This is a genomic window from Streptomyces sp. SAS_281, from assembly GCF_052542855.1.
This window is the reverse complement of sequence record NZ_JBMNDO010000005.1, coordinates 57,265-80,715: the sequence shown is the minus strand read 5'-3', so window position 1 is coordinate 80,715 and position 23,451 is coordinate 57,265. Positions and strand designations below refer to the sequence as shown.

At 72.7% G+C, this 23,451-nt stretch carries 22 protein-coding genes and 2 tRNA genes; 20 read left to right on the top strand and 4 right to left on the bottom strand.

Annotated features, from left to right (window positions below; genetic code table 11):
- Nucleotides 1-45: 45 nt before the first annotated feature.
- Nucleotides 46-621: an SCO2584 family spore wall biosynthesis protein gene (locus ACN6LM_RS03795; protein WP_445063827.1), complete on the top strand. Its 576-nt coding sequence runs from the start codon at nucleotides 46-48 to the stop codon at nucleotides 619-621.
- Between the two features lie 169 nt (nucleotides 622-790).
- Nucleotides 791-1,933 (top strand): SCO2583 family membrane protein, encoded by a 1,143-nt coding sequence (locus ACN6LM_RS03790; protein ID WP_445063826.1) that lies wholly within the window; start codon nucleotides 791-793, stop codon nucleotides 1,931-1,933.
- On the opposite strand, the gene ACN6LM_RS03785 is transcribed toward ACN6LM_RS03790, so the two are convergent.
- Entirely contained in the window at nucleotides 1,845-2,978 is a 1,134-nt protein-coding gene (locus tag ACN6LM_RS03785) for a M48 family metallopeptidase (protein ID WP_445063825.1), read from the bottom strand. The two genes, ACN6LM_RS03790 and ACN6LM_RS03785, sit on opposite strands and share 89 nt — an antisense overlap.
- 113 nt (nucleotides 2,979-3,091) lie before the next feature.
- Here ACN6LM_RS03785 and ACN6LM_RS03780 point away from each other — a divergent pair, with 113 nt between their 5' ends.
- The 7 genes from ACN6LM_RS03780 (at nucleotide 3,092) to ACN6LM_RS03750 (ending at nucleotide 7,306) form a co-directional block, all read left to right on the top strand.
- Nucleotides 3,092-3,244 (top strand): hypothetical protein, encoded by a 153-nt coding sequence (locus tag ACN6LM_RS03780; RefSeq protein WP_203602078.1) that lies wholly within the window; start codon nucleotides 3,092-3,094, stop codon nucleotides 3,242-3,244.
- Between the two features lie 83 nt (nucleotides 3,245-3,327).
- Nucleotides 3,328-3,489: a hypothetical protein gene (locus ACN6LM_RS03775; protein WP_018518201.1), complete on the top strand. Its 162-nt coding sequence runs from the start codon at nucleotides 3,328-3,330 to the stop codon at nucleotides 3,487-3,489.
- Nucleotides 3,490-3,527: 38 nt separating this feature from the next.
- Nucleotides 3,528-4,145, top strand: coding sequence for a nicotinate-nucleotide adenylyltransferase (nadD, locus tag ACN6LM_RS03770; RefSeq protein WP_445063824.1), 618 nt, complete (start codon nucleotides 3,528-3,530; stop codon nucleotides 4,143-4,145).
- Nucleotides 4,146-4,164: 19 nt separating this feature from the next.
- Complete coding sequence (locus ACN6LM_RS03765; protein WP_445063823.1) at nucleotides 4,165-5,898, top strand: LytR C-terminal domain-containing protein; 1,734 nt, start codon at nucleotides 4,165-4,167, stop codon at nucleotides 5,896-5,898.
- A gap of 145 nt (nucleotides 5,899-6,043) precedes the next feature.
- The gene (gene rsfS / locus ACN6LM_RS03760; RefSeq protein WP_445063822.1) at nucleotides 6,044-6,475 is read left to right on the top strand and encodes a ribosome silencing factor; all 432 of its coding nucleotides are present in this window, start codon (nucleotides 6,044-6,046) and stop codon (nucleotides 6,473-6,475) included.
- The gene (locus ACN6LM_RS03755) at nucleotides 6,472-7,125 is read left to right on the top strand and encodes a histidine phosphatase family protein (RefSeq protein WP_445063861.1); all 654 of its coding nucleotides are present in this window, start codon (nucleotides 6,472-6,474) and stop codon (nucleotides 7,123-7,125) included. Before rsfS ends, ACN6LM_RS03755 begins: the two co-directional genes overlap by 4 nt.
- Before the next feature lie 108 nt (nucleotides 7,126-7,233).
- Nucleotides 7,234-7,306: transfer RNA gene (locus ACN6LM_RS03750), tRNA-Ala, on the top strand.
- Nucleotides 7,307-7,355: 49 nt separating this feature from the next.
- Here the strand turns inward: ACN6LM_RS03750 and ACN6LM_RS03745 are convergent.
- Nucleotides 7,356-8,246, bottom strand: coding sequence for a helix-turn-helix transcriptional regulator (locus ACN6LM_RS03745; protein ID WP_445063821.1), 891 nt, complete (start codon nucleotides 8,244-8,246; stop codon nucleotides 7,356-7,358).
- Nucleotides 8,247-8,348: 102 nt separating this feature from the next.
- Between ACN6LM_RS03745 and ACN6LM_RS03740 the strand changes: the two genes are divergently transcribed.
- The 8 genes from ACN6LM_RS03740 to ACN6LM_RS03705 all read left to right on the top strand — a co-directional run bounded on the left by ACN6LM_RS03740 (nucleotide 8,349) and on the right by ACN6LM_RS03705 (nucleotide 19,539).
- Nucleotides 8,349-9,809: an MFS transporter gene (locus tag ACN6LM_RS03740; RefSeq protein ID WP_445063820.1), complete on the top strand. Its 1,461-nt coding sequence runs from the start codon at nucleotides 8,349-8,351 to the stop codon at nucleotides 9,807-9,809.
- A 148-nt stretch (nucleotides 9,810-9,957) separates the two neighbouring features.
- Nucleotides 9,958-10,191 carry a hypothetical protein gene (locus ACN6LM_RS03735; RefSeq protein ID WP_018103228.1) on the top strand — a complete coding sequence of 78 codons (234 nt, stop codon included), beginning with the start codon at nucleotides 9,958-9,960 and terminating at the stop codon, nucleotides 10,189-10,191.
- A 114-nt stretch (nucleotides 10,192-10,305) separates the two neighbouring features.
- Nucleotides 10,306-10,378 (top strand) — tRNA-Ala (locus tag ACN6LM_RS03730).
- Nucleotides 10,379-10,669: 291 nt separating this feature from the next.
- Nucleotides 10,670-13,543 carry a leucine--tRNA ligase gene (gene leuS / locus ACN6LM_RS03725; RefSeq protein WP_445063819.1) on the top strand — a complete coding sequence of 958 codons (2,874 nt, stop codon included), beginning with the start codon at nucleotides 10,670-10,672 and terminating at the stop codon, nucleotides 13,541-13,543.
- 137 nt (nucleotides 13,544-13,680) lie between these two features.
- A complete protein-coding gene (locus ACN6LM_RS03720) occupies nucleotides 13,681-14,415 on the top strand; it encodes a hypothetical protein (protein ID WP_445063818.1) in 735 nt (244 codons plus the stop codon).
- A gap of 149 nt (nucleotides 14,416-14,564) precedes the next feature.
- Complete coding sequence (locus tag ACN6LM_RS03715) at nucleotides 14,565-15,410, top strand: DegV family protein (RefSeq protein ID WP_445063817.1); 846 nt, start codon at nucleotides 14,565-14,567, stop codon at nucleotides 15,408-15,410.
- A 581-nt stretch (nucleotides 15,411-15,991) separates the two neighbouring features.
- The gene (locus ACN6LM_RS03710) at nucleotides 15,992-16,705 is read left to right on the top strand and encodes a helix-hairpin-helix domain-containing protein (RefSeq protein WP_445063816.1); all 714 of its coding nucleotides are present in this window, start codon (nucleotides 15,992-15,994) and stop codon (nucleotides 16,703-16,705) included.
- Nucleotides 16,706-16,896: 191 nt separating this feature from the next.
- The gene (locus tag ACN6LM_RS03705) at nucleotides 16,897-19,539 is read left to right on the top strand and encodes a ComEC/Rec2 family competence protein (protein WP_445063860.1); all 2,643 of its coding nucleotides are present in this window, start codon (nucleotides 16,897-16,899) and stop codon (nucleotides 19,537-19,539) included.
- Nucleotides 19,540-19,610: 71 nt separating this feature from the next.
- On the opposite strand, the gene ACN6LM_RS03700 is transcribed toward ACN6LM_RS03705, so the two are convergent.
- On the bottom strand, nucleotides 19,611-20,066 hold the full coding sequence (locus ACN6LM_RS03700) for a pyridoxamine 5'-phosphate oxidase family protein (RefSeq protein ID WP_445063815.1): 456 nt from the start codon (nucleotides 20,064-20,066) through the stop codon (nucleotides 19,611-19,613).
- A gap of 101 nt (nucleotides 20,067-20,167) precedes the next feature.
- On the opposite strand from ACN6LM_RS03700, the gene ACN6LM_RS03695 reads away from it, so the two are divergent.
- A complete protein-coding gene (locus ACN6LM_RS03695) occupies nucleotides 20,168-20,977 on the top strand; it encodes an arylamine N-acetyltransferase family protein (RefSeq protein ID WP_445063814.1) in 810 nt (269 codons plus the stop codon).
- Nucleotides 20,978-21,123: 146 nt separating this feature from the next.
- Nucleotides 21,124-22,008, top strand: a complete 885-nt coding sequence (locus ACN6LM_RS03690; protein WP_445063813.1) for a YceI family protein — start codon at nucleotides 21,124-21,126, stop codon at nucleotides 22,006-22,008.
- Between the two features lie 41 nt (nucleotides 22,009-22,049).
- Here the strand turns inward: ACN6LM_RS03690 and ACN6LM_RS03685 are convergent, their stop codons facing one another.
- Nucleotides 22,050-22,295 carry a hypothetical protein gene (locus ACN6LM_RS03685; protein ID WP_073965243.1) on the bottom strand — a complete coding sequence of 82 codons (246 nt, stop codon included), beginning with the start codon at nucleotides 22,293-22,295 and terminating at the stop codon, nucleotides 22,050-22,052.
- Between the two features lie 83 nt (nucleotides 22,296-22,378).
- On the opposite strand from ACN6LM_RS03685, the gene holA reads away from it, so the two are divergent.
- Nucleotides 22,379-23,374 carry a DNA polymerase III subunit delta gene (gene holA / locus ACN6LM_RS03680; RefSeq protein ID WP_445063812.1) on the top strand — a complete coding sequence of 332 codons (996 nt, stop codon included), beginning with the start codon at nucleotides 22,379-22,381 and terminating at the stop codon, nucleotides 23,372-23,374.
- Nucleotides 23,375-23,451 lie beyond the last annotated feature (77 nt).

The following is a 23,451-nucleotide window of genomic DNA, read 5'->3' as shown; positions in this document are numbered from 1 at the left end:
GCCGTCTCCCTGCCCAAAGCGGTCCGCCGGGGCTAGTCTGAAACCGTGGCGGACGACGCGGGGGGCAGGCCGTACCCGAACGGCTGGGAGCCCGACGACGACCGCGGGGGCGCGGACGAGGACTTCGCCTCCGTGGTGTTCGACGAGGACTTCGTACGGGCCGCCGAGTTCCACGAACCGACCGCCGTCGAGCGCCTGTTGGCGGCGGCCGAGGCGCGCGCTGAGGCCGACACCCGGCACGCCGGCGCCCGCGGCGGCCCCTTCGACGACGAGGGCCACGGTCCGGGCGGCTACGGCGGCCCGGACGGCTACGACCCGCTCGACGGGGACGACTTCCACGAGCACGGCCCCTACGGACGCCACGGCGGCGCGCTGCGCCCGTACCGGGGGGCGGCCCGTTGGCACCGGCCGGTCGCCTGGCTGCTGGCCGTCCTGATGGGCGTCGGCATGGTCGCCCTGGCCTTCAGCGCCGTCTACCGCAACAGCTCGGGGGACCGGCAGGACCAGGTCCCGCCGCCGGCCTCCACCGGTGTGGACAGCGCGCCGGGCCCCGGCTCCGCCCCCTCGGACGCGGACGACCACTCCCGCCCGATGGTCTCCGCCGTCCCGCGCACCCCCTGACCCCCACGCGCCTCGTCCGGACGGCCCCGTCCTCCGTCCGGCGGTCCATGGGAACTCCCCGGTGGTTGCCGGGCGTCACCGCGTTTACCGTCGTCGTGTTCGACCCACCCTGAAGGTATGACCCCTCCTCCGCCCGAAGAGGGGACTTCTCACGGAGTCGGGAGAAGTCATGGCACACCGCGGAGATCCACCCGACGGCCCGGCGGAGAACGGCGCGCACGGCCCGGACGACGAGTACGGCTCACTCGTCTTCGACGAGTCCTTCGTGCGGGCCGCCCGGCTGCAGGAATTCTCCGCCCAGGAACGCATGGGCCGGCACGCCCGCGCCGTCCGCAGCCTGCCCGGGCGGGCCTACCGCAGCGGCTCCCGGATCGCCCTCGCCCTGATGATCCTCATCGCCCTGGCCTTCGGCACGGCCGTCTTCATGGGCCTGAGCCACCCCTACGAGACTCCGGCCGCCGCCCGGAAGCCCGAACCGCTGCGGATGACCCTCGTCCCGCTCGCCCCACGCGGCACCGTCCCCGCGGGCACCCCCGCCGCCCTCTTCGCCGGCAGCCCCGCCGCCCACTACCCGAAGGGCGGGGACGGCATCAGCCCGCCGCCCGCCCGGCACACCGCCGACTTCTCGGAGAGCGAGGTCAGCGCCGCCCTGGCCACCGTCAAGGACTACCTGGCCGCCTCCTCGCTCGACCCCGACGTGCTCAGCGGGAACGCCGTGCGCCCCGTGGAAGTGCTGCTCGACCCGGACCAGATGGAGCAGTTCGACCGCAGCGTCGACGAGCCCTACGACGACGGGCAGCACGCCGCGACCGGCTGGCTCGTCCGCTTCGATCCGGCCGAGGCGACCCCGGACCCCGAGGTCCGGGTCCGCGGCACCCTGCGCTACACCCAGACGGGCTCCGACGCCCTGGAGGTCGTCTCGGACCACACCTTCACGTACGCCCTGCGGCCCGCCGTGTCGGGCCCTCAGCCGAAGGGCGGGGCCTCCCTCTTCACCGTGCGGCGGGAGATGCGCTTCCGGTTCGACCGGGAGGACCTGAGGCTGCACCGGCTGGAGGTGCAGACCAGTTACCTCCAAGCGGGCCCGCAGTCCTGCCCGGCCGACACCTCGGGTGCCCTGCGGCCGCTGCTCGCCGGCCAGCGGGCGGTCTCGCGCGCACCGGCGGGCACCGACCCGTACGCCACGGGCCGGCCCGTCGCCGCGCTCTGCGGGACGCTGGAGGTCAGCTCCCTTCCGCCGAAGGCCCCTGCGAGCCCTCAGGGCCCTCCTCCGTCCGCTCCGTCCCCGACGGCCGCGCGGAGCCGCCCGTAGCACCGTCCTTGGCGCCGCCCCCGCCGGTGAACTTGTCGCGGAGCTTGCCGCCCAGGTCCCCGGCGCCGCCCGCTATGTCGCCGACGAGCTTCATCAGCGGATCCTTGCTGTTGCGCACCGAATCGGCGTAATGCGAGGCGGACTCCTTGAACGAGTCCGTCACCGACGTGTCCTTGTCCTCGTCCCGGCGCGGGTAGTGGCCGTCCATGATCCGCTGGTAGTCGCGGGTCTCCGACCACTTCTTCAGCTCGGCGGCGCGGACCGTGGTGAACGGGTGCGAGCGGGGCAGCACGTTGAGGATCTTGAGCACCGAGTCGCGCAGGTCGCCGGACTTCTCGTACTCGTCGGCCTGGGCGAGGAACGCGTCCACGTTCATCTCGTGGAGGTGGTTGCCGCCGGCGATCTTCATCAGGCCGCGCATCGACGCCTGTATGTCCTGGCCGACCAGCAGCCCGGCGCGGTCCGCCGACAGCTCCGACTTGCGGAACCACTCGCGCAGCGCCGTCACGATCGCCATGATCGCGACGTTGCCCAGCGGGATCCAGGCGACCTTGAGCGCCAGGCTGGTCAGGAAGAGGAGGATCGTGCGGTACACCGCGTGACCCGACAGGGCGTGCCCGACCTCGTGGCCGATGACCGCCCGCATCTCCTCCTCGTCCAGCAGCTCGACCAGGCCCGTGGTCACCACGATGATCGGCTCGTCCAGCCCGATGCACATGGCGTTGGGCTTGGGGTCCTGGTTGACGTACATCGGCGGGACCTTCTCCAGGTCCAGGATGTAACAGGCGTCGCGAAGCATGTCGTTGAGGTGCGCGAACTGGGCGTCGCTCACCCGGACGGAGTCCGACAGGAAGAGCAGGCGCAGGCTGCGCTCGGGCAGCAGTCCGCTCAGCGCCTTGAAGACGGTGTCGAAGCCGCTGAGCTTGCGCAGCGCGACCAGCGCGGAGCGGTCCGCGGGGTGCTCGTAGGCCCGGGAGGAGATCCCCGGGAAACGCTTGCGCTGCCTGCTCGGAACGCGGTCCTGGCTCTCGTGGCTGCTGGTCATGACCTGGGCCCCCTGTGTTCGTACGAGACGTCGCTCGCCCCCTGACGCCGCCCAGCCTAGGTGCTGGGTCTACGGTGTGCGGGGGGCTGTGGATAACTGAGGAGACGCCCGACATGCCGCACACCGTTGCTCTGTTCGCCGCCGCATCCGGGGACCAGGGGCCGGGCAACACGATCCGCATCGTGCTGGTCGCCTCCCTGCTGGGAGCCGCACTGCTGGCCTGGTTCCTGCTCCGCGGATACCGCAACGACGACGACAACGACTGAGTCGGCGTGAGCGTGCCCGGGGCACCCGCATACGATGTCCGCGACGTCTTCCCCCGACTCCCGATCGATAGGTCCTGCCGAAGATGAGCCTCACGAGCACCGCACACCAGCTGGTCACCGTCGCCGCCGAGGGCGAGCACGGCGGCAATCACGAAAGCCTCAGCCCCTACCTCACCGGTGGCGGTGCCTTTGTCGTGCTTCTCCTCCTTCTGTGGATCACCACGCGCTTCAACCGCGACCGCTGAGACCGAGGCGTACAGCTGTGCCAGTAGGCTCTGCACGCATGGGAGAGCAGGAAGTGCCTACCGGCCGCGGAAAACGCCGACTCGGCGTGATGGGCGGGACGTTTGACCCGATCCATCATGGACACCTGGTGGCGGCCAGTGAAGTGGCCGCCCAGTTCCACCTCGACGAGGTGATCTTCGTACCGACCGGGGAGCCGTGGCAGAAGAGCCACAAGCACGTGTCCCCGGCGGAGGACCGTTATCTGATGACGGTCATCGCGACGGCGTCCAACCCGCAGTTCTCGGTCAGCCGGAGCGACATCGACCGCAAGGGCCCCACGTACACGATCGACACGCTCCGGGACCTGCGTGAGCTCCACGGCGACGCGGACCTCTTCTTCATCACCGGTGCCGACGCGCTCGCCCAGATCCTCACCTGGCGCGACGCCGACGAGCTGTTCTCGCTCTCCCACTTCATCGGCGTGACCCGGCCGGGGCATCTGCTCACGGACGACGGGCTGCCGAAGGGGGGCGTCTCCCTGGTGGAGGTCCCCGCCCTCGCGATCTCCTCGACGGACTGCCGCGCGAGGGTCGCCCAGGGCGAACCGGTCTGGTACCTCGTGCCCGACGGCGTGGTCCGCTACATCGACAAGCGCCAGCTGTACCGCGGCGAGTGAGCCACGGAAAGGGGCACCGGTGAACGACCGACAGAACCCGTACGACCCGTACTACCAGCAGCCGCAGATCATCGGCTACGACGAGTACGGGCAGCCGGTGTACCAGCAGCCGGGGCAGCAGCAGTACGACCCGTACGCGCAGCAGCAGCCGGACCCGTACGGAGGCCAGGCGCCCCAGGGCGGCGAGCAGGGCTACGGCTACGACCCGTACGCCCAGCAGCGGCCCCCCGCCCCGCCGCAGCCGTACGACCCCTACGCGGCCCAGCCCCAGCAGGCCCCGCAGCAGGACTACGGCTACGACCGGTACGGGTACGACACCGGGCAGCAGCAGCCCGTGCACGACACCGGGCAGCAGCCCGCCGCGGTCGACACGACCCAGCAGTGGAGCGTCCCGCAGCAGGCCGCCGCCCCCGCGCCCGCCCCGGCCGCCCCGCCTCGTGAGCCCGAGCCGCGTCCGGCGCCGGAGGCGGCCGTGCCCGGGCAGCGCCGCGGTGGCGAGGACTACCGCACCGAGCAGTTCGCCTTCATCGAGGAGCCCGACGAGGACTCCGAAGACGTCATCGACTGGCTCAAGTTCACCGAGAGCCGCAGCGAGCGCCGCGAGGAGGCGCGCCGCCGGGGCCGCAACCGGATCGTCGCGCTGATCGTCGTCGGGGTCCTGGCCGTCCTCGGCGGCGTCGGCTACCTGTGGTCGGCGGACAAGCTCCCCGGCATGTCCGGCGGCGAGAAGGAGAACACCGCGACGACCGGTCCGCAGCGCCGGGACGTCATCGTGGTCCACCTCCACAACACCAAGTCCGGCGGCACGTCCACCGCCCTGCTCGTCGACAACGTCACCACCAAGCAGGGCACCACGGTCCTGCTCCCCAACTCCCTCGCCGTCTCCGACGAGGACGGCACCACCACCACGCTCGGCAAGTCGGTCGAGGACGACGGCACGTCCGGGACCCGGGAGTCGCTGGACACCCTGCTCGGCACCGACATCAGCGGGACCTGGCGGCTCGACACGCCCTACCTGGAGAACCTGGTCGACCTCGTCGGCAACATCGAGGTCGACACCGACACCGCCGTGCCGGGCGCCAAGAAGGGCTCCGGCGACCTGGTGAAGAAGGGCGAGGCGCAGACCCTCAGTGGCCAGATGGCCGTCGCGTACGCCACGTACCGCGGGCCCGGTGAGGCCGAGGCCAAGCAGCTGATGCGGTTCGGGCAGGTCATGCGCGGGGTGCTGCGCAAGATGTCGGACGACCCGCAGGCGGCCACGGTCACCGTTCAGACGCTGGCCCAGATCCTCGACCCGTCGCTGCCCGAGAAGGACCTCGGCGCCTCGCTGGCGAAGCTGGCCGAGCACGCCAAGATCGGCGACTACAAGACCGCACTGCTGCCGGTGCAGGACGACGGCACCCTCACCGACGCGGCCACCGAGAGCGTGGTCAAGGACATCCTCGGCGGCACGGTCAAGGCGCCATCGGCCGACGGGGTGATCCGGGTCGGTATCAAGAACGCCACCGGTGACACCGGCTCCACCGAGTCCGCCCGGGGCAAGCTGGTCAACGGCGGTTTCGCCTTCGTCAACAGCGGGAAGGCCGACGCGGTCGCCTCCTCGCAGGTGGTCTACGCCGAAGCGGCCGACAAGGAGAAGGCGACCCAGGTCGCCAAGACCCTCGGGCTGCCGGCGAGCTCGGTCGAGAAGGGCAAGCCGGCCGGGAACGCGGACGTGTCCGTCCTCCTCGGCCAGGACTACAAGGCCAAGTAGTCGCGGAGGCCGCGGGAGGTCCGGAGCCCAACGGCCCCGGACCTCCCCGGGCGTCCCGCGGGCGGGCCGCGGAATACGGCTGCGTGGGCGGGCCGTTCCCCGTGAGACCCTAGGGGTCTATCCGACCGACGACGAAAGCCTGCTTGTGACCGCCACTGACCGCTCCATCGAGCTCATCAACGCCGCCGCCCAGGCGGCCGCCGACCGGCTCGCGCACGACATCATCGCCTACGACGTCAGCGACGTGCTGTCGATCACCGACGCCTTCCTGCTGGCCTCGGCCCCCAACGACCGCCAGGTCAAGTCGATCGTCGACGAGATCGAGGAGCGGCTGCAGAAGGAACTCGGCGCCAAGCCGGTCCGCCGCGAGGGCGACCGCGACGCCCGGTGGATCCTCCTCGACTACGTCGACATCGTCATCCACGTCCAGCACAGCGAGGAGCGCGTCTTCTACGCGCTGGAGCGCCTGTGGAAGGACTGCCCCGAGCTCGACCTGCCCGAGGACGCGGTGAAGACCCGTGGCAAGGCAGCCGAGCACGCGCAGCTCAACGGCGGTACGGAAGGTGAGCAGAACTGAACGGCAGCAGGAGCGGCAGGGGCCGCAGGATCGTCCTCTGGCGGCACGGCCAGACGGCATGGAACCTGGAACGCCGCTTCCAGGGCTCCACGGACATCGAGCTGACCGAGACCGGCGTCGCGCAGGCCCGCCGGGCCGCCCGGCTGCTCGCCTCGCTGAAGCCGGACGCGATCGTGGCCTCCGACCTGCGGCGGGCCGCGGCCACGGCCGCCGAGCTCGCCGCGATCACCGGGCTCGACGTGGTGCACGACGCGGGCCTGCGTGAGACCTACGCGGGCGCCTGGCAGGGCCTGACCCACGAGGAGATCGTGGAGCGGTACGGCGAGCAGTACGCCGCCTGGAAGCGGGGCGAGCCCGTGCGGCGCGGCGGCGGCGAGCTGGAGACCGAGGTCGCCGACCGGGCCGCCCCCGTGGTTCTCGGGCAGGCCGAGAAGCTGCCCGACGGCGGCACGCTGGTCATCGTCAGCCACGGTGGCACCATCCGGACCACCATCGGCCGGCTGCTGGGCCTGGAGGCGTACCACTGGGAAGGGCTCGGCGGGCTGACCAACTGCTGCTGGTCCGTGCTCGGCGAGGGCGCCCGCGGCTGGCGGCTGCTGGAGCACAACGCCGGCACCCTGCCCGAACCGGTGCTCGGCGACGACACCTGATCCGGCCGCCCCCCGGGACGGCGGGGCCGGATTTCACTTTCCGGCTGGTCACAGGCTAAAGTTCTTCTTGTTCGCAGCGCGGAAGCGCAGGGAAACACAGCGGACAGCGGGGCTATAGCTCAGTTGGTAGAGCGCTTGCATGGCATGCAAGAGGTCAGGAGTTCAATTCTCCTTAGCTCCACAATCGGAAATCCCGTCCCCGCCAGGGGGCGGGATTTCCGCATGTGCGGTCAACAATCCCGAACGCCCCGGCAGTGTGCCCGCAGCGCGCCGAGCAGCGCCCGGCTCTCCTCGTCGGCCGGGGTGTACGTGACGATCCGGCACTCGGGCAGCCCGTTGATGGTCAGTGACACCGAGGTCATCCGTATCTCACCGGCCACCGCCCAGTGCCGGAAGGTCTTCACGCGCCGCCCCGGCGGGACAACGTCCCCGCTGCGCCACAGCCGCGCGAAGTAGGGGCTGGCCTCCGACAGCGCCGCGATGAACGTCTCCCACGCGGGCTCGCCCACATGGCGCCCGTAACCGCTGCGCAGGGTCGCCGCCATCAGGGGCAGCTCCTGGGAGCGGTGCACGACCGGACAGTCCTCCTCGGAGGCTGTGAACAGGGACCACAACGCGTTGCGGACCTTGGTACCCCGCATGGCGGGGATGGCGAAGATGTCCCGGTACCCCGGATTGGTCGCCAGCACGTCGTAGCGCGCGTTGTAGACGGCTGCGGGCAGCGGGTCGAGCGCGTCGATGATGCCCTGGACCTCCTCGCCGACCTCGAAGGCGTCGGACTCCCTCCCCGGCAGGAAGGCGACCCCCGCCAGTTCGTACAGGTGCTCGCGCTCCGGTGGATCCAGCCGCAGCGTCCTCGCCACCGCGTCCAGGACCTGCGGGGACGCGTTGATCGGACGGCCCTGCTCCAGCCAGGTGTACCAGGTCACACCGACTCCGGAGAGCTGGGCGACCTCCTCGCGGCGCAGCCCCGGCGTACGCCGTCGTAAGCCCGGGGCCATGCCCACGTCGGCCGGGGTCACCCGGGCCCGGCGGCCGCGCAGGAAGGCGGCGAGCTCCGGCCGCCTGCCCGTCGCCGGTCCGCTCCGCCGCGTGCGCTGTTGTGCCGTCACCGTCGTCACGCCCCCATCGTCGGTGCTGCGCCCGGCTGTTGCCAGGTGCTGCCAGTACCAGCATCAGCGAGCTCTCGTTACCCGTATGCGTACGGCGCCAGCCTGGAGCCCATGACCGCGACATCCGAGACAACGGCATCACGCTCCGTCACCAGTAGAACCTCCACCACTGACAAGACCCCTGCCCGGCTGCTCGCCGTCGTGCTGACGGCCCAGTTCATGGCCCTGCTCGACATCTTCATCGTGAATGTCGCCGCACCGACCATCCGTACCGAACTCGGCTCGTCCGGAGCCCAGTTGCAGCTGGTGGTGGCCGGATACACCATCTCGTACGCCGTCCTCCTCGTCGCCGGCGCCCGGCTCGGCGGCGTGTTCGGCCACGGACGCGCGCATCTGGCCGGGCTCGCCGTCTTCACCGCGGCCTCGCTCGCCTGCGGACTGGCCGCGGACTCGGGGCAGCTGATCGCCTTCCGGGTGATCCAGGGAGCGGGCGCCGCGGTGATGATCCCGCAGGTGCTCAGCCTGATCCAGCAGCACTTCCCCGGGGCGGCGCGGCTGCGCGCGATCGGTGCCTACAGCGCCGTGCTGGCCACGGGGGCCGCCGCCGGTCAGGTCGTGGGCGGGGTGCTGGTGAGCGTCGACCTGTTCGGGGCGGGCTGGCGGCCCGTCTTCCTGGTCAACGTCCCGATCGGGCTCGCCCTGCTGGTGATCGGCGCGCGTGTGCTGCCGGGGGAGCCGCGTACCGGGGCGGCCCGGAGAGAGGCGCGGGCGCGCGGGTTCGACCCGGTGGGCCTGGTGCTCCTGGCGGCGGCCGTCACGCTGCTGACCGTGCCGCTGGTGCTCGGTCAGGAGCTGGGCTGGCCGGACTGGACATGGGCCTGCCTGCTCGCCTGCGCGGTGGCCCTCACCGGCTTCGTGGCGTACGAGACGCGGCTCGCCGCGCGCGGCGGTGCGCCCCTGATCGCGCCCCGAGTGCTCCGGTTGCCCGGAATCGCGGTGGCGTCGGTGCGCCTTCTGCTGGTGATGGCGGCCAACGCGGGCTTCCTCTTCACGCTGACCCTGCACCTCCAGGGCGGCCTCGGGTACTCGGCGCTGCACGCGGGGCTGATGTGCGCGCCGACCGCGGTGGCCTTCGGCGCGGCCGGGCTGACCTGGCGGCGGTGGCCGGCCCGGCTCCAGCGGCACCTGGTGCCCGGCGGATTCGCGGTACTGGCCGCCGGTGAGGCGTTGACCGGGCTCGTACTGCGGGGCGGGGGCGGCGGGAGCGTCGCCCTGTACGCGGGTTTCGTGCTCATCGGCGTGGGTATGGCTCTCGCGTTCAGCCCCAACCTCGCGGGTGCCCTGGCGGACGTACGGCCGCAGGACGCCGCCGACGCCAGCGGTGTGCTGGTGACGGTGACCCAGCTCGGGCAGGTCATCGGCGTCGCCGCCATCGGCACCCTCTACCTCAACCGCCTCGGTACGCCGGGGCCGCAGGGGTCGGGGCACGCGTTGTGGGTCTGCGAGTTGTCCCTGGCGGCCGTGGCGTGCGCGGGGGCGGTGGCGGGGCTCGTACGGCGGCGGCGGGCGTGAACGGCGGTCGGCTGCTCCCCTTGCGGTGTCATGGCAGAATCGGACCGCCGGAGGGGGCGACGGACCGAACGGGAGGGTGTGCGCGATGCCTGGGAGCCGCCACGAGGTCCCGCAGTCGCCTTTCTTCCGCCGGGGCCGGAGCTGAGCCATGGGTGCACACAGGCGGAAGTGCGACTGGTGCGGCAGCGGTACGCCCATCGTCAGGGACATGGACCCCGTCAACGCGGACTACCAGTACTGGTGCGAGGAATGCGCGCGGGCGCTGATCATAAAAGGCGACCCCATCGAGACCTACCGGGAGCTCGAAGGGGAGCCGATCTACGGCCGGCTCCTGGAGGAGCACTGCACCCTCAAGCGCTTCTACTCCTTCGCCACGGCCTGACCGCTTCCCCTCCTCCGGCGGGTGAGAACCGGACGGAGGGGAATCGATTTGGTGGACGGCCCGGGTGACCGGTACTGTTCTCGATGTCGCCAGGGAGACCGGGCGGCACAACGAGGGGCTATAGCTCAGTTGGTAGAGCGCTTGCATGGCATGCAAGAGGTCAGGAGTTCAATTCTCCTTAGCTCCACAGTGAAGAAGGAACGGCGGGTCATCCGAATCGGATGGTCCGCCGTTCTGCGTGCGGGGGCCGGTGGGCGGCTATGGCCCGGAGGGGGACCGGCTCGGTGCGGTACCCTGACGCCATGCGTGCCGTAGCCCTTCTGCTTAGCGAGCCGCGCTGATCAGTCCCGACCGGTGAGAACGCCTGGTCGGCATCAGCGCGGCGTCCCCTCCTGTGCGAGGGGATTTTTCGTTTCCAAGGACGTGTGTCCGTAGACGTGGATGCCGGCAGATGACGATCGATGGAGCTTTGAGGATCATGAGCGAGACGAATACCGCAGCGGACGCCGCTGCGCCGCACCGCTACACGGCAGCGATGGCCGCCGACATCGAGGCACGCTGGCAGGACTTCTGGGACGCCGAGGGCACGTACGAGGCGCCCAACCCGACCGGTGACCTGGCGGGCGATCCGGAGCTGGCCGCCCGGCCCAAGAAGTTCATCATGGACATGTTCCCGTACCCCTCGGGCGCGGGGCTGCACGTCGGCCACCCGCTGGGCTACATCGCCACCGACGTCTTCGCCCGCCACCAGCGGATGACCGGGCACAACGTCCTGCACACCCTGGGCTTCGACGCCTTCGGCCTGCCCGCCGAGCAGTACGCCGTACAGACCGGCACGCACCCGCGGGTCTCCACCGAGGCCAACATCGAGAACATGACGGCGCAGCTGCGCCGGCTGGGCCTGGGCCACGACAAGCGCCGCTCGTTCGCCACGATCGAGTCCGAGTACTACAAGTGGACCCAGTGGATCTTCCTGCAGATCTTCAACTCCTGGTACGACACCGAGGCGGACCGCGCCCGGCCCATCGCCGAGCTGGTCGCCCAGTTCGAGAGCGGCGAGCGCGCCACCCCCGACGGCCGTGACTGGTCCGCGCTGAGCGCCGCCGAGCGCGCCGACGTCCTGGGCGAGTACCGGCTGGCCTACGCGTCCGACGCGCCGGTCAACTGGTCGCCCGGCCTGGGCACCGTCCTGGCCAACGAGGAGGTCACCGCCGACGGCCGCTCCGAGCGCGGGAACTTCCCCGTCTTCAAGGCGAAGCTGCGCCAGTGGAACATGCGCATCACCGCCTACGCCGACCGTCTGCTGAACGACCTGGACGGGCTGGACTGGCCCGAGGCGATCAAGCTGCAGCAGCGCAACTGGATCGGCCGCTCCGAGGGCGCACGGGTCGACTTCCCGGTCGACGGCGCGGGGAGCGTCACCGTCTTCACCACCCGCCAGGACACCCTGTTCGGCGCCACCTACATGGTGCTGGCGCCGGAGCACGAGCTGGTCGAGCGGATCATTCCCGCCGCCTGGCCCGAGGGCACCCACCCGGTCTGGACGGGCGGCCACGCCTCCCCGGCCGAGGCGGTCACCGCGTACCGCAAGCAGGCCGCCTCGAAGTCGGACGTCGAGCGGCAGGCCGAGGCCAAGGACAAGACCGGTGTCTTCACCGGTGCGTACGCCACCAACCCCGTCAGCGGCGAGCAGATCCCCGTCTTCATCGCCGACTACGTCCTGATGGGCTACGGCACCGGCGCGATCATGGCCGTACCGGCGCACGACGCGCGCGACTTCGCGTTCGCGCGCGCCTTCGAGCTGCCGATGCGCTGCGTGGTCGAGCCGTCGGACGACCGCGGCACCGACGCCTCGACGTGGGAGGACGCCTTCGCCTCGTACGACGCGAAGCTGGTCAACTCCGCCAACGACGAGATCTCGCTGAACGGGCTGGGCGTCGCCGACGCCAAGGCCCGCATCACCGAGTGGCTGAAGGAGCACGGCGTCGGTGAGGGCACCGTCAACTTCCGGCTGCGCGACTGGCTGTTCAGCCGCCAGCGCTACTGGGGCGAGCCCTTCCCGATCGTGTACGACGAGGAGGGCATCGCCCACCCGCTGCCCGAGTCGATGCTGCCGCTGGAACTGCCCGAGGTCGACGACTACTCGCCGCGCACCTTCGACCCGGACGACGCCGACACCCAGCCCGAGACCCCGCTGTCGCGCAACGCCGAGTGGGTCAACGTCACGCTGGACCTGGGCGACGGATCCGGTCCGCGAAGGTACCGGCGCGAGACCAACACCATGCCCAACTGGGCCGGTTCCTGCTGGTACGAGCTGCGCTACCTGGACCCGAACAACTCCGAGAAGCTGGTCGACCCGGCGATCGAGGAGTACTGGATGGGCCCGCGCGAGGGGCAGCCGACCGGGGGCGTCGACCTGTACGTGGGCGGTGCCGAGCACGCCGTGCTGCACCTGCTGTACGCGCGCTTCTGGTCCAAGGTGCTGCACGACCTGGGCCACGTCTCCTCCGCCGAGCCGTTCCACAAGCTGTACAACCAGGGCATGATCCAGGCGTTCGTCTACCGGGACAGCCGCGGCATCGCGGTCCCGGCGGCCGAGGTCGAGGAGCGCGACGGGGCGTTCTACTACCAGGGCGAGAAGGTCTCCCGCGTCCTGGGCAAGATGGGCAAGTCCCTGAAGAACGCCGTCACGCCGGACGAGATCTGCGCAGAGTTCGGCGCGGACACACTGCGCCTGTACGAGATGGCCATGGGCCCGCTGGACGTGTCGCGGCCGTGGGACACGCGTGCGGTCGTCGGCCAGTACCGGCTGCTGCAGCGGCTGTGGCGCAACATCGTCGACGAGGAGACCGGCGAGGTCACCGTGGTCGACTCCGAGCCCGGCGAGGACACGCTGCGCGCGCTGCACAAGGCCATCGACGGCGTCGGCGGCGACATGGCCGGCATGCGCTTCAACACGGCGATCGCCAAGGTCACCGAGCTGAACAACCACCTGACCAAGGCGGGCGGCCCGCTGCCCCGCCCGGTCGCCGAGGCCCTGGTGCTGCTGGTGGCGCCGCTGGCCCCGCACATCGCCGAGGAGCTGTGGCACCGGCTGGGCCACACCGAGTCGGTCGTGCACCAGGACTTCCCGGTGGCCGACCCGGCGTACGTGGTGGACGAGACCGTGACCTGCGTGGTGCAGGTGAAGGGCAAGGTCAAGGCACGCCTGGAGATCTCCCCGTCGATCACCGACGCCGAGCTGGAGGCCCTGGCCCTGGCCGACCCGGCCGTCGTCGCCGCGCTGGGCGGCGCGGGCATCCGCAAGGTCATCGTCCGCGCGCCGAAGCTGGTGAACATCGTTCCCGCGTAGTCACCGCAGCGGGTGGGGGCTTTCCCCTACGGGCAGGTTGGGGGTTCCGCCGGAACCCCCAACCTGCCCGTTCCGTTTACGGTGGAGAGGACCGGTGTACCTGTACCGGAGGCCGTCACACCATCCGAGGGGCGCTCATGGAAGCCGTGATCCTGATCCTGGGGCTGCTCGTCGTCGCCTTCATGGCCCTGGGCGTCTATGCGACGGTCAAGGTCGTCGGGGCGGCCAGGCGCGGCGTGGACCGCACGATCACGCAGGCGCGCCGGACCGTCGAGGACACCACCCTGCGGGCCAAGAGCTACGGGCAGCTGGGCGTCGGCGGTGAGCTGGCGCAGCTGCGCCTGTCGCTGCGCACGTCGATGCGCGCCACCCAGGATGCCCTGCGGACGGGCGTGGCCGAGGACGCGTCGCTGTCGGAGTCCCTGGGACTGTTCGACCGGCTCAGCGCACACGGACACGAGCTGGACGCGGAGCTGAAGGCGCTGGAGCGCGAGCCCGACAAGGCGACGGTGACCTCGCGGCTGCCAGGCCTCAAGGAGCGCACCGAGCAGATCACCCGTTCCGCCGACTCGCTGCGCTGGGCCGCCCGGGACCGGGCACGCAAGTTCGCCGACGACGAGCTGTCGGCGCTGAACGCGCAGATCGACGTGGAGGCGGGGGCGCTGCGGCACTGGACCGCGGTCGATGAGGCGCCGGGCCCCTCGCCGGAGTGGGGCGGCGAGGCGGACGCGCCGGCCGCGGACCACCAGCCGTCGTCCGAAGCACCGGAGGCGGACCGCCGGAAGCCGCCCGAGGCCCTCACCGCCCGGGATCCCCGGCGGAGCACCGCATACCCGTGGCAGAAGTCGGCCCGGCCCGAGACCACCAACTGACCGGTGAACGCCCGGCGGCCGGGACGCGGCGGGGACGGGGCGACCACCGGTGACCGAGGGTGGCAGGATGCGTTGCGAAGCGACCGTGACTGATCACACGCGCGGGGTCGGACTGCCTACTCCGGCCCCCTGCGGGTAACCTCCGGGGCATGTCCCGCCATGTCGCGATCGTCACCGATTCCACGGCCTACCTGCCGCCCGACGCGATGCGGCGGCACGGCATCACGGCGGTGCCGCTGACCGTGGTGCTGGGCGATCAGGCCCTGGAGGAGGGCACCGAGATCTCGGCCCGTTCGCTGGCCCTGGCCCTGCAGAAACGTCGTTCCGTGACGACGTCGCGGCCCAGCCCCGAAGTCTTCGCCGCCACGTACCGGGCCGTCGCGGAGGCCGGTGCGAGCGGCATCGTCTCGCTCCATCTGTCGGCGGAGTTCTCCGGTACGTACGACGCGGCGGTGCTCGCTGCGAAGGACGCCCCGGTGCCGGTGCGCGTGGTCGACACGGGCATGGTCGCGATGGCCCTCGGCTTCTGCGCGCTGTCCGCCGCCGAGACGGCCGAGGCGGGCGGCGGCCTGGACGAGGCGGTGGCGGCGGCCGAGAAGCGCGCCTCGGGCACCTCCGCGTACTTCTACGTCGACACCCTGGACTACCTGCGCCGCGGCGGCCGGATCGGCGCCGCGCAGGCCCTGCTCGGCTCGGCCCTCGCGGTCAAGCCCCTGCTCCAGCTCGACGGCGGCCGGATCGAGCTGCTGGAGAAGGTACGGACGGCCTCGAAGGCGATCGCGCGGCTGGAGGAGATCGTCGCCGAGCGCGCGGGCGGCGGGCCCGTGGACATCGCGGTGCACCACCTCGCGGCTTCCGAGCGGGCGGATCGGCTGGCCGGGCGGCTGCGGGAACGTGTGCCCGGGCTCGTGGACCTGCACGTCAGCGAGGTCGGCGCGGTGATCGGCGCGCACACCGGGCCGGGGCTGCTGGGAGCGGTGGTCTCGCCGCGCTGAGCCACCCGCAGCCCGCCGGACATGTCACCGGGCGGGCGCGTGAGCGGGCGGGCACGTCACTCGGTGGGTGGGCGGGCGGGCGAGTGGGCGGGTACCTCAATCGGCGGGCGCGTCACTCTCCGGAGTGGCCGAGTTATACACAATGGGTCCGTTGTCCACGGAAATGGTCTGTGCTCAACGGGATTCCGCAGGACTGCCTAGCGTCCTGACCCATGGCTTCCCGATCACATCGTGCAACCAGCGGACCCGGCGGAGCGGGTGCCGGCCCCGGCCGTGCCCCGGATTCCGACGGGCGCTTGCGACGAACGGCGCGCCCCGGGCCGGGCCGCCGGCGCCGGACCACGGCCCGATCGGAGGTGGCCGCGGCGGCGCGCGGCAGAGCCGACGCGCTGATGGCGGGCGGGGCCGGGGGGCGCGTCGCGCGGTGGGGGGCCAGGGGGCCCGTTGCCGCGGTGGCGGTTGCGGCGCCCCGTGCGGCGGACTGTGCCGGGGAGGCTTCTTCTCCGCCTGTGGGGCCTGTGGGGCCTGTGGGGCCTGTGGGGCCTGTGGGGCCTGTGGGGCCTGTGGCGTCCGTGGGGCCCGTGGGGCGGTGGGCGGCGGTCGTGTTCGCGGTGCGGGAGCGGCTGCCGGTGTGGGTGCAGCTCAGATGCGGCCTGGAGCCGAAGACCCTTGCCGCGCTCGCCGTGATCCTGGTCGCGGGCGCCGTGTTCGCCGGGATGCACTTCTGGTCCGCCCGGCCGGAGGGCGTCCGGGCTCCTGACATGGTCGGTGAGGCGGTGCACGCGCCCGCGCCGGAGGCGGACGCGGAGCCGGAGAGCAGGGCGCGGCCCGAGCCGTCTCCCGGTCCCGCCGCCGGTCCGGGCGGGCAGATCGTGGTGGACGTCAGCGGGAAGGTGCGGAACCCGGGGTTGCGCAGGCTGCCCGCCGGGTCGCGGGTGGACGACGCGCTGACGGCAGCGGGCGGGGCACGGCCGGGGGCGGACCTGGCGGGGCTCAACCGGGCCCGGGTGCTCATGGACGGCGAGCAGATCGTGGTGGGCGCCCCGCCGGCCGCATCCCCGGCTGCCGGCGGGGGCGGTCCGGTTGCCGAGGGGAGTGGGGGCGGGCCGGTGAGCCTGAACACCGCGACGGCGGAACAGCTGGAGGGGCTTCCGGGCGTCGGCCCCGTTCTGGCCCAGCACATCGTGGACTACCGCGCGCAGCACGGGGGCTTCCGGTCCGTGGACGAACTCCGCGAGGTCAACGGGATCGGCGACCGCCGTTTCGCGGACCTGCGGCCCCGGGTGCGGCCGTGAACGCGGGGGACGCCCTCGGGGCGTCGGGCCCGCGCGCCGTGTCGGCCCTGAGCGCGGAGCCGGAGGCCCACGGGGAGCCGGAGGCCCACGGGGAGCTGGAGACCCACGGGGAGCCGGAGGCCCGCCGGGCTTCCGAGGCTCACGCGGAGCCGGAGGCCCACCGGGCTTCCGAGGCCCACGCGGAGCCGGACATCCACGCGGCGTCGGGCAGGCGGCTGGGGCTTTCCGACCCCCGGCAGGAGGGCCCGGCCGATCTCAGGTTGCTCGCCCCCGCGGCGGCGGCCTGGGCCGGTGCCGGGCTCGCACTGGGCGCTCCCGGGCACTGGGCGGCGATGGGGGTCGTGCTCTGTCTGGGGACGGCCATGGTGCTCCTCGCGGTGGGCCTGCGACGGTCCCGTACGCCGGGCGGGGGTGACGCGGGCGGGGAGGCCGGGGTGAGGGGCGGGGGTGGCGCGGGCGGAGAGGCCGGTGCGGAGGGCGCGTCCGGTGCGGCCTCCGTGTCCGGTGCAGCCCCTGCGTCCTCCGCTTCCGGTGCAGTCCATGCGTCCGATGCCGTGCGCGGACGTGGGCGGGGGCGGTTGCCGGCGACGGCCGTCGCGGCGGTGCTGCTCTGCGCGGCGGCCGGGGCGGCGTCCGCCGGCCTGCACGGCGCCGATGTGCGCCGAGGCCCCCTGCCCGGACTGGCCCGGCAGTTCGCGCGCGTCCAGGCGGAGATCACCCTCACCTCCGATGCCCGGCGTATCTTCCCCCGGGTGCGCGGCGACCACAGCACGCCCGCCTCCCTCCTCCTGGACGCGGAGGTCACCCGGCTGACGCGGGCCGACGGCACGGCCGTACGGCTGCGGACACCGGTCCTGGTCATCGTCCCGCCGGGCGGCGCCGCGGCGGCCTGGCAGCGGCTGCTGCCCTCCACCGGCCTGCGGGTCGCCGGGCGGCTGGCGCCCCCGTCGCACAAGGGCGAACGGGTCGCCGCCGTCCTACGGCCCGACGGAAAAGCCCCGCCCAGAGTGACCGGGCCGCCCAGCCTCCTCCAGCGCACCGCCGGCCGCTTGCGCGCCGGGCTGCGCGAGGCCACCGACGGACTGGGTCCCGACGCGCGGGCGTTGCTGCCCGGACTGGTGGTCGGCGACACCTCACGGATCACCCCCGAGCTGCACGACGTGTTCCGGGCGACCGACCTCACGCATCTGATGGCCGTATCCGGATCCAATCTGGCGATCATGCTCGTTCTGCTCATCGGGCCGCCCGGCCGGGCGCTGCGGGCCGAACGCGGGGGACTGGCGCCCAGGCTGGGGATCTCCCTGCGGATGACCGCACTGCTCGGCGGCGGACTCACGCTCGCCTTCGTCCTGGTCTGCCGGCCCGAGCCGAGTGTGCTGAGGGCCGCCGCGTGCGGGCTGATCACGCTCCTCGCCATCGGCACCGGCAGGCGCCGGACGCTGATCCCCGCGCTGTGCGCCGCTGTGCTGCTCCTGGTGCTCTACGACCCGTGGCTGGCGCGCAGTTACGGCTTCGTGCTGTCGGTGCTGGCCACTGGTGCCCTGCTGACCCTGGCCCCGCGCTGGAGCGAGGCGCTGCGCCTGCGCCGGGTGCCGCCACGGCTTGCGGAGGCGCTGGCCGCCGCGGCCGCCGCGCAGGCGGTGTGCTCGCCCGTGGTGGTGCTGCTCGCCTCCCGGGTGAGTCTGGTGGCGATCCCGTGCAATCTGCTGGCGGAGTTCGCCGTGGCGCCGGCCACGGTCCTCGGGTTCGCCGCGCTGGCCCTGGCGCCGGTGGCGATGGAGGCGGCCGGGCTGCTCGCCGGGGTCGCGGGGTGGCCGGCCGGGTGGATCGCCTCGGTGGCCAGGACCGGAGCGGCGTTCCCCGGGGCCGAGACCGACTGGCCCGACGGCCTCTCCGGGGCCGCGCTGCTGGCCGCCGTGATCCTTGTCCTGGTACCGGCCGCGCGCTGGGCCGGGCGCCGCCCCTGGGTCTGCACGGCCGCCGCGCTGCTGCTGGTCCTCGCGGTGCTCCGGCCGGTGCCGCTGACCCGGGTGCTGACCGGGTGGCCGCCGCCCGGCTGGGCGTTCGCGATGTGCGACGTCGGGCAGGGCGACACCCTGGTGCTCGCGGCGGGGCGGGGCTCCGGCGTGGTCGTGGACGCCGGCCCCGATCCCCGGCTCGCCGACCGGTGCCTGCGCGAACTGGGCGTGCGCCGCGTCCCGTTGCTCCTGCTCACTCACTTCCACGCCGACCATGTGCGGGGCCTCCCCGGGGTGCTGCGCGGCAGGGCGGTGGGCGCGATCCAGACGACGGGCCTGGACGAGCCGCCGGAGCAGGCCGCGTTCGTCCGGAGAACGGCGGCGGGGGCCGGCGTGCCCGTCCTGCGGGCCGCCCCCGGGGAACGGCGGCGGATCGGCGCGCTGGACTGGCAGGTGCTGTGGCCACCGGACGCGGCCCCGGCGGCGGGCCCCGTCCCGTACGACGTGCCGCAGGATCCGAACGATGCCAGCGTCACCCTGCTCGTGCGGACCGGCGGGCTCACCCTGCTGCTGCCGGGCGACCTGGAACCGCCCGCCCAGCAGGCGCTGCTGCTCAGTCATCCGGAGCTGCCCCGCGTGGACGTGCTCAAGGTCGCCCACCACGGCTCCGCGCACCAGGACAGTGCCCTGCTGCGGGCCGTCCGGCCCAGGTTCGCGCTGGTGAGCGTGGGCCGGGACAACCCGTACGGGCACCCGGCGCCCCGGACGGTCGACGCGCTCGCGGAGGAGGGGGCGGTGGTGCTGCGCACCGACAGGGACGGGGCAATCGCGGTGACCGGTGCGGGGAGCGCGCTGCGGGCGGTGGGGCGGTCATGAGGGTGTACGCGGCGGGACGGCGGGCGGCTCCCCAGTCGCCGGTCCGGACGGGGGGCCAGTGGGCCCCTCCCTCAGACCAGCCAGCGCCCGTCGGTCATCAGGTCGCGGCCGGGCTGCTCGTTGGACTCCCGCCACGCCCTGACCGCGTACGGGGTGAAGCGGAGGTACACCCAGGCGGGGCGCCCCCGCAGATCCCAGGAGAACTTCGCGGCGAACGCGTCGCCCGACGCCGGCGGAAGGTCCGCGCCCTCCACCACCTCGGCCGTGGCCTCGATCATGACCACGTCGCGGGTGTGGCCCAGGGCGATGTGGGCCCGGCCCTCCGGCATCAGGTTGACCGCCGTGGGGTTGGTGCGCCGGGTCGCCATCAGCAAGCTCTCCCCGTTCCACACGAACCACAGGGGCACCAGGGTCGGCGTCCCGCCGGCGGAGGCCGTGGACACCCAGGCGTCCGTGTCCTCCTCCAGGCGGTCGAGTACGTCCTGCTTGCGCTGTTCACGGCTGCGCGCCGGTTCCGGAAGGGGCATGCCGCGCACGCTAACCGGCCTCCCGGCCGGGTAACACCGTCGCCGGACCTAGGTCCAGTGGCGCATGGCGCGCGGCCGGGACGGCGGCACAGACTGGCTTCATGGACCCGCAGCTGCCGCAGACCATCGACGCCTACCTGGACCGCATCGGCGCGGCCAGGCCCGCGCGCCCCGACGCCTCGGCGCTGCGCGAACTGCAACTGCGCCACCTCGTCGCCGTGCCCTTCGAGAACCTCTCCATCCACCTCGGCGAGGACATCGTGCTGGAGGACGGACCGCTCCTGGACAAGATCGTGGCCCGCGAGCGCGGCGGCTTCTGCTACGAACTCAACGGCGCGTTCGCCGTACTGCTGCGGGCGCTCGGTTTCCGCGTCACCCTCCTTCAGGCCCGGGTCCACGGTGACGGGGGACGGCTCGGCATCCCGTACGACCATCTGGCGCTGCGCGTCGAGACGGAGGACGGGACCGGGTCGTGGCTCGCCGACGTCGGCTTCGGCGACCACGCCAGGCACCCGCTCGCGCTCGACGACCGCGCCGACCAGGAGGACCCGGGCGGTGTCTTCCGGATCGCCCCGGCCGAGGCCGGCGGCGGGGAGCCCGGGGACCTCGACGTCCTGTGCGACGGCAGGCCCCGGCTCCGGCTGGAGCGGCGGGCCAGGGAGCTGGCGGACTTCCGGGCCGGCGCCTGGTACCACCGCACCTCGCCCGATTCCCACTTCACCCGGGCCCCGGTCTGCTCGCGCTGCACGGACGACGGCCGCATCACCCTCAGCGGCCGCAAGCTCCTCACGACAGCGGGCGGCGAGCGGCACGAGACAGCGCTGGGCAGTGACGACGAGGTGCTGGCGGCCTATCGGGACCACTTCGGCCTGCACCTGGACCGGCTTCCGGGAAATTCGGACCTTCGGTAACACCTACGCCCAAGCCGCAGCCAGCCGCTCTGTTTGCCTCGAACACCTCAAGGGTGGTCGAATGCATGATCGTCGGCGGGCCGCTGCTCCGACAACGACGTCTGCCATCCGGCCCGAGGTGAGCGAATGCCCGGGAGTGTGTGGAGATGTTCGGCCGTTGGTTCGGAAACAAAGGTGCGACGGGTGCCGCTCGGGGCAACGCCCTCGCCGGACTGGTAGTGCCGGACTCGGCAGGCGTCCTCAGCTGCCGGGTGCTCGACCCGGTCAACGAGCCGGTGCCGTTGGCGGAGTTCGTGCTGACGGACCGGGCGGGGCGCAAGGTGGTCGGGGGCGAGACCGACCCGTACGGCAGTGTCATGGCCACCGTCCCGGCGGGGGAGTACCGGCTGGCCGTCACGGCGGAGGGGTTCACCCCCTTCCACGGCTCGGCCACGGTCACCGAGGGCGGCCACGCGAGTCTCGGCGATGTGACCCTCCAGGTCGCCGCCCCGCCGCAGTTGCCCGAGCCGGGCGACTGGGAGATCGAACCGACGCACTCCCAGATCGGGTTCACCGCCCGGCACATCGGGATGGCCCGTATCCACGGCCGGTTCAACACCTTCGCGGGGGCGGTGCGGATCGCCGACCGTATGGAGGACTCGGCGATGCACGTGGTCATGGACGCGGCGTCGATCGACACGAACGTCCAGATGCGCGACGACCACCTGCGTTCCAGCGACTTCCTGGACGTCGGCCGCTATCCGACGCTGGAGTTCTACAGCGACCGCTTCGTGCACCGGGGCGGGACCCGCTGGGGTGTGAGCGGCGCGCTCACGCTGCACGGGGTGAGCCGTACGGTGACCCTCGACACCCAGTACCTCGGGCTGGGCAACGGGATGGAGGGCGAGCGCCGGGCCGCCTGCCGTGCCACCACCCAGCTGCACCGCGAGGACTTCACCCTCACCTGGCAGACGATGCTGGCGCGCGGCATTGCGGTGGTCGGTCCGAGCATCTCCATCGAGATGGACATCCAGATCGTCCCGAAGGGCTGAGTCCCCGCCCCACCACGGGGCGGGGACCGGGGGCGCCTGTCCTACGGCGCCTCCAGCCACCCCTCGTACTCCGCGGCGAACGCGTCGAGCGCCGCCGGGTCGAGACGGTGGTCCGGGTCCTCCACGACGACCAGCCACTGGGCGTCCTCGGCGTCGTCCTCACCGGCCAGCGCGTCGCGCACGAGCTGCGGCTCGTCGGTGACCCCGAAGCGGTCGGCGAGCTCCTCCGCCGCCTCCTCGGCGGCATCGCGGTCGGGCAGCACCAGCACGTGTCTCTCATCGCTCACGTGCTCATTCTCGGATACGGGGGAGGGTGCGGCGGACCCGGCCGCGACCGGGCTGTCAGTGGCCCGTGGGATGCTGGACGGCGATGGCCACCAGAAGGAATTCCACCGACGACCCGCTCGCCCCGCTCACGCTCGCCGTGGGGCAGGAGGACCTGCTTCTCGACCGAGCCGTGCAGCAGGTGGTGGCGGCCGCGCGCGCCGCCGACGCCGACACGGACGTCCGGGACCTCACCCCCGACCAGCTCCAGCCGGGCACGCTCGCCGAGCTGACCAGCCCCTCGCTGTTCGCCGAGCGCAAGGTCGTGGTCGTGCGCAACGCGCAGGACCTGGGCGCGGACACGGTCAAGGACGTCAAGAAGTATCTGGACGACCCGGTCGAGGAGATCACCCTCGTCCTGCTTCACGCGGGCGGTGCCAAGGGCAAGGGGCTGCTCGACGCGGCCCGCAAGGCGGGGGCCCGCGAGGTCGCGTGCCCGAAGACGACGAAGCCGGCCGAGCGGCTGTCCTTTGTACGGGGTGAGTTCCGCGCGCTGGGGCGGTCCGCGACGCCCGAGGCGTGCCAGGCGCTGGTCGACTCCATCGGGAGCGATCTGCGGGAGCTGGCGAGCGCGGTGTCGCAACTCGTCGCGGACATCGAGGGCACGATCGACGAGGCGGTCGTCGGGCGCTACTACACGGGGCGGGCCGAGGCATCAAGCTTCACGGTCGCCGACCGGGCGGTCGAGGGGCGGGCGGCGGAGGCCTTGGAGGCCCTGCGCTGGTCCCTGTCCACGGGCGTGGCGCCCGTCCTGATCACCAGTGCGCTGGCGCAGGGCGTACGGGCGATCGGCAAGCTGTCCTCGGCGCGCGGGGGGCGGCCGGCGGACCTCGCGCGTGAGCTGGGCATGCCGCCCTGGAAGATCGACCGGGTGCGGCAGCAGATGCGGGGGTGGACGCCGGACGGGGTCGCGGTGGCGCTGCGGGCGGTCGCGGAAGCGGACGCGGGGGTGAAGGGGGGCGGGGACGACCCCGAGTACGCGTTGGAGAAGGCGGTGGTAGCCGTGGCGGGTGCGGCGCGGGGCGGGCGTAGCCCCCGGTAGGGGGCGGCCGCGGATGTCCTCAAGCGCCGGACGGGCTGGAACTTGCCGTTCAGGCGTCCTCAAGCGCCGGACGGGCT